9 protein-coding genes and 1 tRNA gene are annotated in these 13,384 nt (G+C 71.3%); 4 read left to right on the top strand and 6 right to left on the bottom strand.

What is annotated here, in order from left to right:
* The first annotated feature begins 118 nt into the window (after window positions 1-118).
* The gene (locus ACLWS4_RS08915; RefSeq protein WP_416873721.1) at window positions 119-2,944 is read left to right on the top strand and encodes an AAA family ATPase; all 2,826 of its coding nucleotides are present in this window, start codon (window positions 119-121) and stop codon (window positions 2,942-2,944) included.
* A 59-nt stretch (window positions 2,945-3,003) separates the two neighbouring features.
* On the opposite strand, the gene ACLWS4_RS08910 is transcribed toward ACLWS4_RS08915, so the two are convergent.
* Entirely contained in the window at window positions 3,004-3,945 is a 942-nt protein-coding gene (locus ACLWS4_RS08910; protein ID WP_416873720.1) for a YDG/SRA domain-containing protein, read from the bottom strand.
* A gap of 213 nt (window positions 3,946-4,158) precedes the next feature.
* Between ACLWS4_RS08910 and ACLWS4_RS08905 the strand changes: the two genes are divergently transcribed.
* Window positions 4,159-5,259 (top strand): MrcB family domain-containing protein, encoded by a 1,101-nt coding sequence (locus tag ACLWS4_RS08905; protein ID WP_416873719.1) that lies wholly within the window; start codon window positions 4,159-4,161, stop codon window positions 5,257-5,259.
* A 279-nt stretch (window positions 5,260-5,538) separates the two neighbouring features.
* On the opposite strand, the gene ACLWS4_RS08900 is transcribed toward ACLWS4_RS08905, so the two are convergent.
* The 4 genes from ACLWS4_RS08900 to ACLWS4_RS08885 all read right to left on the bottom strand — a co-directional run bounded on the left by ACLWS4_RS08900 (window position 5,539) and on the right by ACLWS4_RS08885 (window position 8,801).
* Window positions 5,539-5,612, bottom strand: a tRNA-Pro gene (locus ACLWS4_RS08900).
* A 100-nt stretch (window positions 5,613-5,712) separates the two neighbouring features.
* Window positions 5,713-6,657, bottom strand: a complete 945-nt coding sequence (locus tag ACLWS4_RS08895; RefSeq protein ID WP_049658238.1) for a metallophosphoesterase — start codon at window positions 6,655-6,657, stop codon at window positions 5,713-5,715.
* Window positions 6,657-7,367 (bottom strand): CGNR zinc finger domain-containing protein, encoded by a 711-nt coding sequence (locus tag ACLWS4_RS08890; protein ID WP_388044976.1) that lies wholly within the window; start codon window positions 7,365-7,367, stop codon window positions 6,657-6,659. The genes ACLWS4_RS08895 and ACLWS4_RS08890 overlap by 1 nt, the downstream gene beginning before the upstream one ends.
* A gap of 168 nt (window positions 7,368-7,535) precedes the next feature.
* On the bottom strand, window positions 7,536-8,801 hold the full coding sequence (locus ACLWS4_RS08885; protein WP_255357465.1) for a helix-turn-helix domain-containing protein: 1,266 nt from the start codon (window positions 8,799-8,801) through the stop codon (window positions 7,536-7,538).
* A gap of 816 nt (window positions 8,802-9,617) precedes the next feature.
* Here ACLWS4_RS08885 and ACLWS4_RS08880 point away from each other — a divergent pair.
* The gene (locus ACLWS4_RS08880) at window positions 9,618-10,070 is read left to right on the top strand and encodes a GatB/YqeY domain-containing protein (protein ID WP_049658244.1); all 453 of its coding nucleotides are present in this window, start codon (window positions 9,618-9,620) and stop codon (window positions 10,068-10,070) included.
* Window positions 10,071-10,237: 167 nt separating this feature from the next.
* Here ACLWS4_RS08880 and ACLWS4_RS08875 read toward each other — a convergent pair whose 3' ends face one another.
* The gene (locus ACLWS4_RS08875) at window positions 10,238-12,529 is read right to left on the bottom strand and encodes a transglycosylase domain-containing protein (RefSeq protein ID WP_416873718.1); all 2,292 of its coding nucleotides are present in this window, start codon (window positions 12,527-12,529) and stop codon (window positions 10,238-10,240) included.
* A 501-nt stretch (window positions 12,530-13,030) separates the two neighbouring features.
* On the opposite strand from ACLWS4_RS08875, the gene ACLWS4_RS08870 reads away from it, so the two are divergent.
* The gene (locus ACLWS4_RS08870; RefSeq protein ID WP_030240986.1) at window positions 13,031-13,354 is read left to right on the top strand and encodes a WhiB family transcriptional regulator; all 324 of its coding nucleotides are present in this window, start codon (window positions 13,031-13,033) and stop codon (window positions 13,352-13,354) included.
* The last annotated feature ends 30 nt before the right edge of the window (window positions 13,355-13,384 follow it).

The following is a 13,384-nucleotide window of genomic DNA, read 5'->3' as shown; positions in this document are numbered from 1 at the left end:
GGACGGGCGGCCGACGGCGAATCCGTCACGTATGGGTATGGGGGTACGTAGCCTCCGCGGAGGTGTACCGGTGCGCTGGCCGGCAGTGGTGCGCGGCCCCGCTGGGTAGGGTCGGGGCATGCTGTACGGGAGGGAAGGCGAACAGGCCGCCGTGGACGGGCTGTTGGACGGGGCGCGGGCCGGACGCAGCGGAGTGCTGCTGCTCCGGGGCGAGGCCGGCATCGGCAAGACCGCGCTGCTGGACGACGCCGTCGCGCGGGCGGGGGAGGCGTTCCGGGTCGTCCGGGCGGCCGGCGTCGAGTACGAGGCCGAGCTGCCGTACGCCGGGCTGAGCCTGCTGCTCGCGCCCGGCCTGGATCGGCTGGACGTCCTGCCGGACCCGCAACGGCGGGCGCTGGAGGCGGCGTTCGGGCTCTCCGACGACGAGCGGACGGGCGACGGCCGGGCGGGCAACCGGGCAGGCGACGGCGGTGGGGCGGGCGGCGGTGGGGCGGGCGCCGACCGGCTGCTGGTCGGGCTCGCCACGCTCGGCCTGCTCGCCGAACTCGCCGCCGACCGGCCGCTGTTGTGCGTCATCGACGACGTGCAGTGGCTGGACCGGGCCTCCCTGGACGCCCTGCTGCTGGCCGCCCGGAGGCTCCAGGCCGAGGGGGTCGCCCTGCTGCTCGCCGCCCGCACCGGCGGCCCGTCCGGGGCCGACGGCAGCCCGGCGGAACGCCCGCTGGGCCTGCCCGAACGGCAGGTGACCGGCCTGCCCGAGGCCGACGCCACCCGGCTGCTGGCCCGGCGGGTCGGCCCCGACCTGCCGTCCACCGTCCGCGACCGGCTGCTCGCCGAGGCGGCCGGCAACCCGCTCGCGCTCACCGAACTCCCGGTCGCCGCCGGGCCGCAGCCGCCGGCACCGGGCGGCCTGCCGCTCACCAGCCGGCTGCTGATCGCCTTCCACGGCCAGGTCACCGGCCTGCCCGCGGCCACCCAGACACTGCTGCTGGTCGCCGCCACCGAGGAGGGCGGGGCACTGGACGTCGTCCTGCCCGCCGCGGCCGCCCTCGGCGTCACCGCCGAACACCTCGCGCCCGCCGAGGCGTCCGGCCTGGTGACGGTCACGGCCGACTGCCGGATCGCCTTCCGGCACCCGCTGCTGCGCTCCGCGATCCTCCAACGGGCGCCGTACCACCAGAAGACGGCGGTCCACCGGGCCGTCGCCGGCGCGCTGCCGGACGGCGACCGCCGCACCTGGCACCTCGCCCTCGCCGCCACCGCCCCCGACGCCGGCCTCGCCGACGCGCTGGAGCGCACCGCCGTCCGCGCCGGCCGCCGCGGCGGCCACGGCGGCGCCGCCGCGTACGAGCGCGCAGCCCGCCTCACCCCGGACCGCGACGGCGCCACCCGCCGGCTCGTCCTGGCCGCCGAAGCCGCCACCGAGGAAGGCGAGTTGGTACGGGCCGAGGCGCTCGCCGACGAGGCCTCCGGCCGTACCGACAACGTCCTGGCGCACGCCCTGCTCGACCAGGTCCGGGCCACCGCCCACTTCTGGCGCGGCTCCTACCCGACCGCCCACCGGCTGCTGCTCGACGCCGCCGGCACCGACATCGACCCGCCGTACGCCGCCCGGATGCTGCTCCAGGCCTTCCATGCCGCCTGGTACGCGGGGGAGGAGCCGGTGGCCGCCGTCCTGGACCGCCTGGCGGTCCTGCCGCTCGCCGCCGAGGACCCCCTCGCCCCGCTCGCCCGCCACCTGCCCGCGGCGGTCCTGCCCGCGCTCGGCCGCCCCGCCAGCCCGCTGCCGCCCGTCCGGGAGGCCGCCGAGGCCGCCCGCCGGGCCGGGGCCGAGAGCCCGGTCGACCTCGTCCAGCTGTGCGGCGCCACCCTGGTCCTCGGACGCGACGAGGAGACCGCCGAACTCGCCGCCGAACTCGTCGCCGAGGCCCGCGCCAAGGGCACCGTCGGCGTGATGCCCACCCTGCAGTTCTTCCTCGCCGAGGCCGAACTCTTCCACGGCCGCCACCGCGACGCCGAACTCACCGCCACCGAAGGCCTCGGCCTCGCCCGGGACACCGGCCAGCACCAGTGGGTCAGCCAACTCACCGCGCTGCTCGCCCACCTGGCCGCGCTCGACGGCCGCACCGACCACTGCGCCGAACTCGCCGCCACCGCCCTCGCCACCACCGGCCCGCAGACCGCCGCCCCCGCCGCCGGCCAGGCCTGGGCCCAGTGGGCGCTCGCCCTGCGCGACCTCGGCCAGGGCCGCGCCGGCGACGCCGCCGACCGGCTCCACACCCTCACCACCGGTCCGCACCGCCACCACGTCAGCGCCACCCGGGCCGTCCCCGACCTCGTCGAGGCCGCCGTCCGCCTCGGCACCCCCGAACGCGCCGCCGAAGCCTACGAACGCTTCGCCCGCTGGACGGCCGCCGCCGACCGCCCCTGGGCCGAGGCCCTCCGCCTGCGCTGCCAGGCCCTGCTCGGCCCCGACGAACTCGCCGAGACCACCTACCGCGCCGCCCTCTCCCGGCACGAAACGGCCCACCGCCCCTTCGAACAGGCCCGCACCGCCCTCCTCTACGGTGAATGGCTCCGCCGCACCCGCCGCCGCACCGACGCCCGCCCCCACCTGCGCGCCGCCCTGGAGACCTTCGACCGCCTCGCCGCCCACCCCTGGGCCGCCCGCGCCCGCACCGAACTCTCCGCCACCGGCACCCCGGCCCCCACCCCGGCCACCCCCACCGGCACCCCGCAGTCCCCCCTCACCCCCCAGGAACTCCAGATCGCCCCCCTCACCCCCCAGGAACTCCAGATCGCCCGCCTCGCCGCCCAGGGCCTCACCAACCGCGACATCGCCGCCCAGCTCTTCCTCAGCCCCCGCACCGTCGCCCACCACCTCTACAAGGCCTACCCCAAGCTCAACATCACCTCCCGCACCGAACTCCCCACCGCCCTCTGACCCGCCCCCGAAACCCCGGGGGCCCTGCCGAGGAGTTCGGCAGGGCCCCAGAGACTTCTCTATTTGTCGGAGTCTGGAGAGTGCTTCCAGCCTTCGGAGTAGTGGTCCCGGTGATAGGCCAGGTGCGCCTGGTCCACCCGATGGCCGGGAGCTTCCCGCAGCCTCCCGATCTCCGCACCCGTGGCGCGGTCGGTGATGGTCAGGTCCTCCGCAATGGCCAACGTGCCGAAGTCGAAGAGCGTGTGGTGGTTGGGGCAGAGACAGAGCACATTGCTCGCGACATCGGGCCCGTTGTGCGGCTGCCCCAGCCCCCGGATGTGAGCCGCCTCGGCGTATGCACCCGTGGGCGTGCGAAGCCGCTCGCCGCAGACCTGACAGGCGAAGTCGTGGGCCCGCTTCACGAAGTTCGCCACCTTGGTGCTGCGAACGATTCGGCGGACCTTGGCTTCAAGTCGTGTGGGAGTGTCCCGACCGGCCGGTTCCTGCAGTGTCGGCTCCCGGTGGGCCGGCACGTAGCCAGAAAGACTCACGAGACGGTAGCGCCAGATCCGGAATCCGGATCGGCCGATGTCGTGCCAGGAGTCTTCAACCCGGAAGAGTCCGTCATAGCGGTAGCTAGGGTTGGCGGACCGCTTGGTACTGTGTGGCACCGCACGGACCACGCGGACCGGCGAGTCGATGGTCCGGCTGGTTACCAGGGCGGCATTGCCAAGGGTGAGCTCTTGGTCCCGCACCTGTCGACCCGATTCCGGATCGCGCCCACCCTGCCCGGTGTAGACGATGACGTCACCGTCGTCCTCGTCGTCCTCGTAACCTCCGGAGACGACGATGGACTCGGCTCCGAGTTCCGCCGTGCCACAGATTCCGGCCTGAAACGGCCGGTGCACCTTGGCTGCTGCCAGTTCCCGTCGGCTGGCGAAGGAGCGTCCGACTTCTATACCTGGCACCTCTCCATAGCCGTCGAAGTCGATGGGTGTGATGGTGGGGACTTGTTCCTGCAAAGTTCGGACCTCTCGACGTCAGAGGATCGATGGACTCATCGATGGACCAGGGGTTGAGCTTCGTATCGCGAACGTTCACGCGTACCGCACGGTTCCACATCCTTCGGTGACGCCTGCCATGGCGAGGTCGTTGGGCTAACTGGCCAACGGCCAGATCGAATTGGATGAGAGCGAGCGGAGCCGATGTCGTGGCTGCGGCCTACGATGCCCTCCATGGCGCTTCGAGATTTCTTGCATGAGGTTGGCACGACGTACGACCGTCTTAAGGGGACCAGCACACCAACTGCACGTCTCCTCAGAGATGCACCGTCCCACTTTGCCGGTTATGTGCAGGGCGAATACATCATCAAGGGGAGTGCGGGCGCCGGTGCAGCCGCCTTCTGCCCGTGGGTTGCGTTCTTCGACCCTGACGAGACCACCACGGCTCGGCACGGCATGTACGTGGTGTACCTCTTCGCCGAGAACATGGAGACGGTGTCGCTCAGTCTCAACCACGGTGTCACTGAACTTCTTGAGAAGTACAAAACCGCAGAGGCGAATCGCAAGCTCGCGGTGGAAGCGGGCGCCATCCGTGGAGCATTGTCCGAAGGCAGCGGCCAGGACCTGGACGCCGGCATCGATCTCGGCGGTCGCCCGGGGCTGCCCCAGTCGTATGAGCGCGGGAACGTCCTTGCCCGCACCTACAGGGTTGACGATCTACCTGATGAAGACGTGCTGTGCGATGACCTCCGGCGGTTCATCGCGCTCTACCAAGATGCCCTGGCCGCCCGGGAGTACCTGCGGCAGACGACGCGCGACGTCATCTTCACGGTTCGGGCAGAAGGCACGTGGCCGCACGAGCAGAGCGAGGACACGCTGCTCCACTTCGCTCCCAAGAGCGACGAAGACTACGTGCAGACCATCAAGAGCCGCGAGATCGTGAAGACCAGGAAGCACGAAACCCTGGTCAGGGACTACGGAACTCACCTTCGCAGCAACGGATTCGAGGTGGGAACCAACGTGCATCCGAGAGACATCGTCGCACGCAATGGGTCTGCGCACTGGTTGATCGAGGCCAAGGTCGTGAAACAGGGGAATGCCACCCACGCTGTGCGAGAAGCACTCGGGCAGTTGGCGACGTACTCCTTCCTGCTCTATCCGCCTGAGGAGCAGCCCAGGCAGCTGGCACTCTTCACCGAGGGGATCGGCGACGTCTACGTCCGCCTTCTGGAACACCACGGCATCGCTTCCGTTTGGCGTTCTGCAGCCGGATGGTCGGGGTCGCCCAGTGCAGTCGTAGCGGGACTGGTCGAACCGTCGGTAGCCGGCGCATAGGCCTGCTCTGTGGATCACCCAACCTTGGTCGATGGGTGTCGTTGGCCCGCCACTAGTGCATGGAGGTCCCGGACCGGTCCGACGCCGAGGGTGACCTGGGCAGGGCCGTCACCGCTGGTCCGATGATCTTGCCTGTCCGAGTGGGAGGGAGGAGGTGGCGTGTGAGCTGCGCCACGCCTGCGAATCTCTTCTTCCCAGCTCGGGGTTGGCTGGTGATCTGCAGTCACGCACAACGACAGAGGGCCTGCCGGATTTCTCCGGCAGGCCCTCTGTACTGGGTCGGGGTGGCGGGATTTGAACCCACGGCCTCTTCGTCCCGAACGAAGCGCGCTACCAAGCTGCGCCACACCCCGGTCTTGCGGTTTGTCGCTCCGTCTCCTTCGCGACGAGTAGAACTCTACCGGACGCTCGCCGAGACACGAAATCCGGTTTCGAGCGGGCGTCCGGTGGGGGTCAGCGGGCTGCCGGGACGAGGGTGAGGAGGGTGGCCTCGGGGGGGCAGGCGAAGCGGACGGGGGTGTAGCGGTTGGTGCCGCAGCCGGCCGAGACGTGGAGGTGGGAGCGGTGGCCGCCGGCGGTGTGGGTGGAGAGGCCCTTGACCCGGCGGGTGTCGATGTCGCAGTTGGTGACCAGGGCGCCGTAGAAGGGGATGCAGAGCTGGCCGCCGTGGGTGTGGCCGGCCAGGATCAGCGGGTAGCGGTCGGCGGTGAAGGCGTCGAGGACGCGCAGGTAGGGCGCGTGGACGACGGCGAGGGAGAGGTCGGCGTCGGGGGACGGGCCGCCGGCGACCTCGCTGTAGCGGTCGCGCCGGATGTGCGGGTCGTCGAGGCCGGTGAACTCCAGGTCGAGCCCGTTCACGGTGAGCCGGCCGCGGGTGTTGGTGAGGTCGAGCCAGCCGGCCGCGTCGAAGCCGTCGCGGAGCTTCTCCCAGGGGTTGTGGACGGCGCCGGTGATGCCGCGGCGGGCGGTGCCGTCGGGGTTGTTCATGCCGTGGGCGCCGCTGCGCATGGCCTGGAGGTAGCGGGCGGGGTTCTTGCGGGCCGGGCCGTAGTAGTCGTTGGAGCCGAAGACGTAGACGCCGGGGAACTCCATGAGCGGTCCGAGCGCGTCGAGGGTGGCCGGGACGCCGAGCGGGTCGGAGAGGTTGTCGCCGGTGTTGACCACCAGGTCGGGGCGCAGGCCGGCCAGGCTCTTCAGCCAGCGCTGCTTCTTGCCCTGCCCGCTCACCATGTGGATGTCGGACACCTGGAGGACCCGGATCGGGCGGGCGCCGCGCGGGAGGACGGGGACCTCGATCCGGCGGAGGCGGAAGGCCCGGACCTCGTACCCGACGGAGTAGGCGAGACAGGCGGCGCCGGTGGCGGCGATGCCGAGGGGAACGGAGTACAGCGGTCGCATCAGCCCATGCTCTCAGACGGTCGATCAGCCTGTGTACGCCCGGAGTCGGGGGTGGGGGCGGAGGTCGGCGGGGCCTCCTCGGAGTCCCGGCGGGCGCGTAGCGCGCGGACCTTGTGGCGGTTGCCGCAGCGCTCCATGGAGCACCAGCGGCGCCGGCCCGGCCGCGAGGTGTCGACGAAGATCAGTTGGCAGTTGTCGGCGCCGCATTCCCGGACCCGGTCCGCGTACGGGCCGGTGAGCAGGGCGATGGCGTCCCGGGCGAGGGTGGAGACCAGCTGGGCCCCGTCGGCGGGCAGCGGGGCGGCCGCGGTGCCGTCGGGGGCGATCCGGGGGACCAGCGGCGGGTGCTCGGCGGCCCGGTTGAGGACGGCGTGGTCCGCGGGCGTGCCCCGGCCGCCGTGGGCGCGGGCGGCGGCCAGGCGCCAGAGGGCGTCGCGCAGGGTGCGGGCGGCGGCGAGCTGGGCGGGGGAGATCCGTACGGCGTCGGCGGGCAGTCGCAGCCGGGACGGCGGGAGCCAGGCGGCGAGGTCGGCGGGCCGGTGCAGCACCTCGTACCGGGCGTACGGGCCGGGGCCGCCGGTGGTGAGCAGTTCCAGGCAGAGGGCGCCGGGGTCGAAGTGGAAGCGGCCGCCCCCGGGGGTGGTGAGGAGCAGCCCGGGCGGGGTGGCGGGCGGTCCGTCGGCGGCGCTGCGGTCGGCTGCGTCGGTCATGCGGCCCAGGATAGGTGTAACCGGGATGAAGGGTTACGGGCCGGGAGGGCGGGCTATCAGGCGGGGGCGGCGGTCCGGTCCGACCGCGGCGAGCTGACCCGCGCTCAGAAAGCCCGTGCCGCCCGTGCCAGGAGCAGTGCTCCAGCACGGGCGGCACGGGGCCGGCCCTCAGGCCGGGATGGCGTTGACGTACTCGCGCATCATCCGGGGAACCCGGTACGCGTACTGGTGGCCGCGCTTCACCTGGACGACGGAGAAGTCGACCAGCTCGGCCAGCACGTCGAGGTTGCGGGAGGGCTCCCGGCCGCCGTCGACCGGCTGCTGCCGGACGTCGTCGATGGAGAACTCCTCGGGGAACCGGGAGAACCGTCTGAGCGCCCGGCGCTGCCGTTCGTCGAGGAGCCCGTACGCCCAGGCGAGGCTGCGGTGCAGCGAGCGGTGGTGGGAGAGCCCGCCGACCTCCTCCTGGCCGAGGATCGGGAGCACCCGGCACTCGTCCACCAGGACGTGCAGGGGCACCGAGCGCATCCGGACGGCGGCGTTCTCGATCGCGAGCGCCAGGCCGCCGAGGCGTCGGCAGAGCTCGACCACCTGCGGCATCTGGTCGCCGAGGTCGAGCGTCGGGACGACCGAGTGCACCCGGCGGCAGAACAGTTCGGCGGCGGGCGGGCAGCCGTAGGGGCCGTCCGGGTGGTCGACCGACAGCGGCGCCACCTCCCACAGGTCGGCCGGGACCCCGGCGGGCGCCCGCAGCGAGGTGATCATGATGTGGAGCGCCGGGTGCCGCGCCAGCAGTGCCCTGACCTGCCGGGCCACCGTGTCGATGACGTGCTCGGCGTTGTCGACGACCAGCAGCAGCTGCGGCTCGGGGTCGGTCCGCGGGTCGCGGCCGACGCCCCGCAGGAGGGTGTCGAGCGCGCGCTGGGCCTGGGCCGAGGCGGCGGCGGGGTCGACGGCCTCGGGGGTGACCGAGCCGAGCTCCAGGACCGCGACACCGTCCCGGAAGCGGTCCAGCAGGTGGGCGGCGGAGTCCAGCGCCAGCCGGGTCTTGCCGACCCCGGCCGGTCCGGTGAGCACCAGCGGGCGGCCCGGCCGCAGGGCGGTCACGACGTGCAGCAGGTCGGCCTGGCGGCCGACGGTGACGTCCGTCTTGGGCCGCAGCCCCTGCCAGCGCGCGTTGTCCGGGAGTTCGGCGACGCGGACCGGCGGTCCGGGCTCCGGCCGGGCGGGCAGCAGCCCGGCCGGGGCGCCCGCCTGGACGGCGTGGGAGAGCAGGGGGTCGTCCCGGTTGGTCGCCGCGGAGAACAGCGCGCCCACCAGGAGTTCCACGGAACTGCGCCGCGGATTCCTGATGGCGCCGGTTTCCAGATTACGAATGGTGCGGACGCTGACGGTGGAGTGTTCGGCTAATTGCTCCTGGCTCCATCCGACCATCTTCCGTTGGGTTACCAACATCGAGCGAAGCTGATTGTTGTCCATTCCCCCGCGCTTCCTGCTGTCGTGAGCAGAATAAAAGTCAGAAATCAGTGCGCCGTGCTGCGGCGCCAATCACTCCGAAAAACGATCGCCGTCGGCCGTCCGGTGGAGCGCAGGCGTGAGCGCCCGCGCCGACCGGGACCGCAGGGCGCCCGGGCCGCAAGGTGTCAGGGTTGCAGGGCGCCTGGCCGGCAGTGTGTCAGTGCCGTGGAATAATGAATCGGGGACGTGGTGACGGTTTGTCGCGGCTGATCGTGGCGGCCTTCGGCGATGATTCGGGGATGATTCGACGGTGAGGTGACCGCCGCCTTCGGGCTGCTCGGGCGACGCGCGAACGAGTGTACTACGCGGACTATTTTCGGCGAAGCGGTCGCAGTGTTCGATGTACCCCTGCGGAACCGGCAACTTCGCTCCGGAACAGGCAGTTCTCGGCATTTCGGCCGAGAATGTGCGGGCATTATCGGCCACCTTGGCCGAATCCCGTCGTCCGTTCCCGACCGGGGGCATCGATTGTTCACGGACTCGACCGCCGCCCGTTCCCGGGCCGGACCGTTTCCCTGACCGTTTCCCGGGCTGCTTCCCCGGCTGCTTCCCGGGTCGGCCGGCTACCGCCCGCCCCGCCGCGCCCACAGCCGTCAGCGGGGCGGCAGCGGCGCGCCGACGGGCGACGGTCGGCCGTACTTGTCGGGGATACTCGTTCAACTGCGGAAACCCCGGTGGATGCCCACGGGAAACCGGTTGAGCCCACCCACAGCCGAAGGATAAGAAGAGGAAATGACAACGCTCAAGGAGCAGCTGCACGAGGACCTCACGGCTGCCATCAGGGAACGGGACGAACTGCGCTCGTCCACCATCCGGCTCACGCTGTCCGCCGTCACCAGCGAGGAGGTGGCGGGCAAGCAGAAGCGCGAGCTGTCCGACGCCGACGTGCTGAAGGTGATCGGTCGCGAGGCGAAGAAGCGCCGGGAGGCGGCCGAGGCCTTCGGGAACGCCGGCCGGACGGAGCAGGCGGCCCGGGAGCTGGCCGAGGGCGAGGTGCTGGCGGGCTACCTGCCCAAGCAGCTCTCCGACGAGGAGCTGGCCGCGATCGTGGCGGCCGCCGTGGCCGAGAGCGGCGCGACCGGCCCCCAGGCGATGGGCGCCGTCATGAAGCTGGTGAAGCCCAAGGTCGACGGCCTGGCCGAGGGCAGCCGGGTCGCCGCCGCCGTGAAGGCCGCCCTGGTCTGAGCCGCGGCTCAGACCAGGGCCCGCCCCGGGCCGTCCAGGGTCGAACCCTGGGCGGCCCCGGCCCCGCCCCCTGGTGCCCCGGCAGCACGCCGAAGGGGCGCCCTCCGCACTGGAGGGCGCCCCTTCGTCATGTTCCGCGGCGCGGGTCGCCCCGCCGGGAGGGCGGGTCAGCCGTTCCCGTTGCCGCCGCCGTGGCGGCCGCCGTTCCCGTTCCCGGGGCCGGGCGGGAAGGTGAACCCGCCGGGGAAGCCGCCGGGCAGCCCGCCGGGCAGACCGCCGGCCTGGTTGCCGGGCAGCCCGCCGGGCTGGCCCGGGTTGCCGCCCTGCTGCGGCGGCGGGGGGTTGCCGGCCGGCGGCTGCTGGGCGTTCGGGTCGGTGGCCGGCGGGGTGGTGCCCGGCGGGGGAGTGGCCGGCTGCGGGTCCGGGATGTTGGCGGTCTGGATCGGCTCCACGGGCGTGCCCTTGAGCGCCTGGTTCATCGCCAGCTGCCAGATCGGGCCGGGGCCGTCGGCGCCGAAGACCTCGGGGAAGTACTTGCCGCCGATGGTGATGTTCTTCATCTTGACGCCGCCGGCCGGGCCGCCGAGCCAGACCGAGGTGGCCAGCGACGGGGTGTAGCCGCTGAACCAGGCGGCCTTCTTCTCGTCGGTGGTCCCGGTCTTGCCGGCGATCTTGCGGCCGTCGTCGAGGCCGAGGGAGGCCGCGGTGCCCTTCTCGGTGACGTTGAGCAGGACGGCGTTGAGCGAGTCGGCGGTCTGCTCGGAGAAGGCCTGGCTGCACTGGGACTGCGGGACGGGGACGTCCTTGCCGTCGACCGTGGTGATCTTGTTGATCGCGATCGGGGTGCAGTACTTGCCGCGCGCGGCGAAGGTCGCGTAGACGTTCGCCATGGTCAGCGGGGAGAGCTCCAGGGTGCCGAGGACCATCGAGGGCACCTCCTGGAAGGCGTCGCCCTTGGCGGACTGGGTGATGCCCAGCTTGTTCGCCATCTGCTTCATCGCGCAGAGGCCGACCTGCTGCTCCATCTGCACGAAGTAGGTGTTGACCGAGCGGGCCATCGCCTCCTTCAGCTGGTACGGCCCGACCTCGCTGTCCTGCTCGTTCTTCACCGTCTCCTTGGGCTTGACGGTGTTCTTCCAGGTGCCCGAGCAGGTGGACATCTGCGGGTACTCGATCTTGTTCTCGGACGGGAACGCCTGGGTGTTCGACATGCCCGACTCCAGCGCCGCCGCGGCCAGGATCGGCTTGAAGGTCGAACCGGTCTGGAAGCCGTTGCCGCCGCCCATGGCCGCGTCCACGTTGAGGTTGACGACGGTCTGGTTCTTGTTCGGGTCCAGGCCGTACGGGCGGGTCTGGGCCATCGCCAGGATCTTGCCGCTGCCCGGCTCCATCATGGTCACGGCGGCCGACACCGGGTCGGTCACGTTGACCTTCTTGGTGACGGCGTTCTGGGCGGCGGCCTGCTTGTCCGGGTCCAGCGTGGTGTAGATGTTCAGGCCGCCGGTGTTCCACAGCTTCTTGCGCTCGTCGGCGCTCTTGCCGAAGGCCGGGTCCTGCTTGACCACGTGGCGCACGTAGTCGCAGAAGAAGCCCATGCCGGCCTGGGCGGTGATGCAGCCGTTCTGCGGGTCCTTGTACTTCAGACCCAGCGGGGCGGCCTTCGCCTCCTTCGCCTGGTCGGCGGTGATGTGCTTGTTCTCCAGCATCTTGTCGATCACGACGTTGCGGCGCTTGAGCGTGTTCTCGGGGTAGCGCACCGGGTCGTACTGCGACGGGTTCTGGACCACGCCGGCCAGGGTGGCGGCCTCGGCGACGGTGAGGTCCTTGTTGCTCTTGCTGAAGTAGCGCTGGGAGGCGGCCTCGACCCCGTAGGCCTGGTGGCCGTAGAAGGTGATGTTGAGGTAGTTGGTGAGGATCTGATCCTTGCTCAGGTCCTCCTCCAGCTTGATGGCGACCTTGAGCTCCTGGATCTTGCGGCCCAGGGTCTTGCGCTGGGCCTCCAGGACGGCCGCCTGGTCGTCGCCGGCCTTCTCCACGTTGACGTTCTTCACGTACTGCTGGGTCAGCGTGGAGGCGCCCTGGGAGGCGGTGCCGCTCTCCGCGTTCTTGCTGATCGCCCGGAGGACGCCCTTGAGGTCGACGGCGCCGTGCTCGTAGAAGCGGGCGTCCTCGATGTCGACCTGGGCGTGCCGCATGAACGGCGACATCTGGTCCGCGGTGATGACGGTGCGGTCGCGCTCGTAGACCTTGGCGATCAGGCCGCCCTTGGCGTCGAAGATCTGGGTCGCCTGGGTGAGCGGCGGGGTCTTGAAGTCGTCGGGGATGTTGGCGAAGCTCTCCGCCGTGTCCTTGGCGGTCAGCCCGATGGCGCCGACGGCGGGCAGGGCGAGGCCTGCCAGCAGGACTCCGGAGAGCACGCTGACGCCCAGGAACTTCACGCCGTTGCCGGCGTGCTCCATCGGGGATCCGCCGGTCCGGCCGCGCGGAGCTCCGGTGTTGCCTGGGGGCTGGGTTGCCTGGGGGCGCTTCGGTGCCATGGGGAGAACCCTACGTCGCGGATTCCCGCACACCGGGGCAGGTGTTCGCCTAGGCTTGTCACAAGCTTGCGACAGCTTCGGTGCGTCAACATCGTTCACTCTTGTGGGCGAGAAGACTTGCCCGAATTACCCGCTGATGTCCGGGTTTTGAGGCAGCTGTGGCCTGCTGTGCCGGTGTGGTCGGTCGCACTCAGTGACGACTCCTGTGGCGAGAGTGGGGGTTCCGCTCTTGGCAAGGTGTGCGACCTGCGATCACTCCAACGAGTGAGCTGATCGCCACCCATAGTCCAATTGGGTCATTCGAGATTGAGCCCGAAGGGGCTGTTGCAAGCTGTCGTTCTTCCGTAACGTCCTCAACTGGCAACGGTGAATATGCCGTTGCCGCCGTGGGGGAGCCTCGATACGGGAGAGGACGGCGCCGGCATGGGCTGGGTTGACGACTGGAGTGCGCAGGCCGCCTGCCGCACGAGTGATCCGGACGAACTGTTCGTCCAGGGGGCGGCACAGAACCGCGCGAAGGCGGTGTGCAGCGGCTGCCCCGTCCGGACCGAGTGCCTCGCGGACGCCCTGGACAACCGGGTGGAGTTCGGGGTGTGGGGCGGGATGACGGAGCGCGAGCGCCGGGCGCTGCTGCGCCGCCGTCCGACCGTCATCTCGTGGCGGAGGCTGCTGGAGACGGCGCGCACCGAGTACGAGGAGTCCCTCGCGACCGGGGTGATACTGACGGACTACGCCCAGGCGGGCTGAGCCCGGCCGCACCACGCGGCCCGGGCCGGT

Source organism: Kitasatospora sp. SC0581 (assembly GCF_048159585.1).
Lineage (GTDB): Bacteria > Actinomycetota > Actinomycetes > Streptomycetales > Streptomycetaceae > Kitasatospora.
Note: the sequence above shows the minus strand (reverse complement) of the source record. Positions and strands in the feature narration are given on the sequence as shown.

What these genes read in the sequence shown, in the direction of transcription:
- ACLWS4_RS08885 (WP_255357465.1), bottom strand. Translation starts at nt 8,801, where the DNA reads ATGGTCGGATGGAGCCAGGAGCAATTAGCCGAACACTCCACCGTCAGC.
- ACLWS4_RS08895 (WP_049658238.1), bottom strand. Translation starts at nt 6,657, where the DNA reads ATGCGACCGCTGTACTCCGTTCCCCTCGGCATCGCCGCCACCGGCGCC.
- ACLWS4_RS08870 (WP_030240986.1), top strand. Translation starts at nt 13,031, where the DNA reads ATGGGCTGGGTTGACGACTGGAGTGCGCAGGCCGCCTGCCGCACGAGT.
- ACLWS4_RS08875 (WP_416873718.1), bottom strand. Translation starts at nt 12,529, where the DNA reads ATGGAGCACGCCGGCAACGGCGTGAAGTTCCTGGGCGTCAGCGTGCTC.
- ACLWS4_RS08905 (WP_416873719.1), top strand. Translation starts at nt 4,159, where the DNA reads ATGGCGCTTCGAGATTTCTTGCATGAGGTTGGCACGACGTACGACCGT.
- ACLWS4_RS08880 (WP_049658244.1), top strand. Translation starts at nt 9,618, where the DNA reads ATGACAACGCTCAAGGAGCAGCTGCACGAGGACCTCACGGCTGCCATC.
- ACLWS4_RS08915 (WP_416873721.1), top strand. Translation starts at nt 119, where the DNA reads ATGCTGTACGGGAGGGAAGGCGAACAGGCCGCCGTGGACGGGCTGTTG.
- ACLWS4_RS08890 (WP_388044976.1), bottom strand. Translation starts at nt 7,367, where the DNA reads ATGACCGACGCAGCCGACCGCAGCGCCGCCGACGGACCGCCCGCCACC.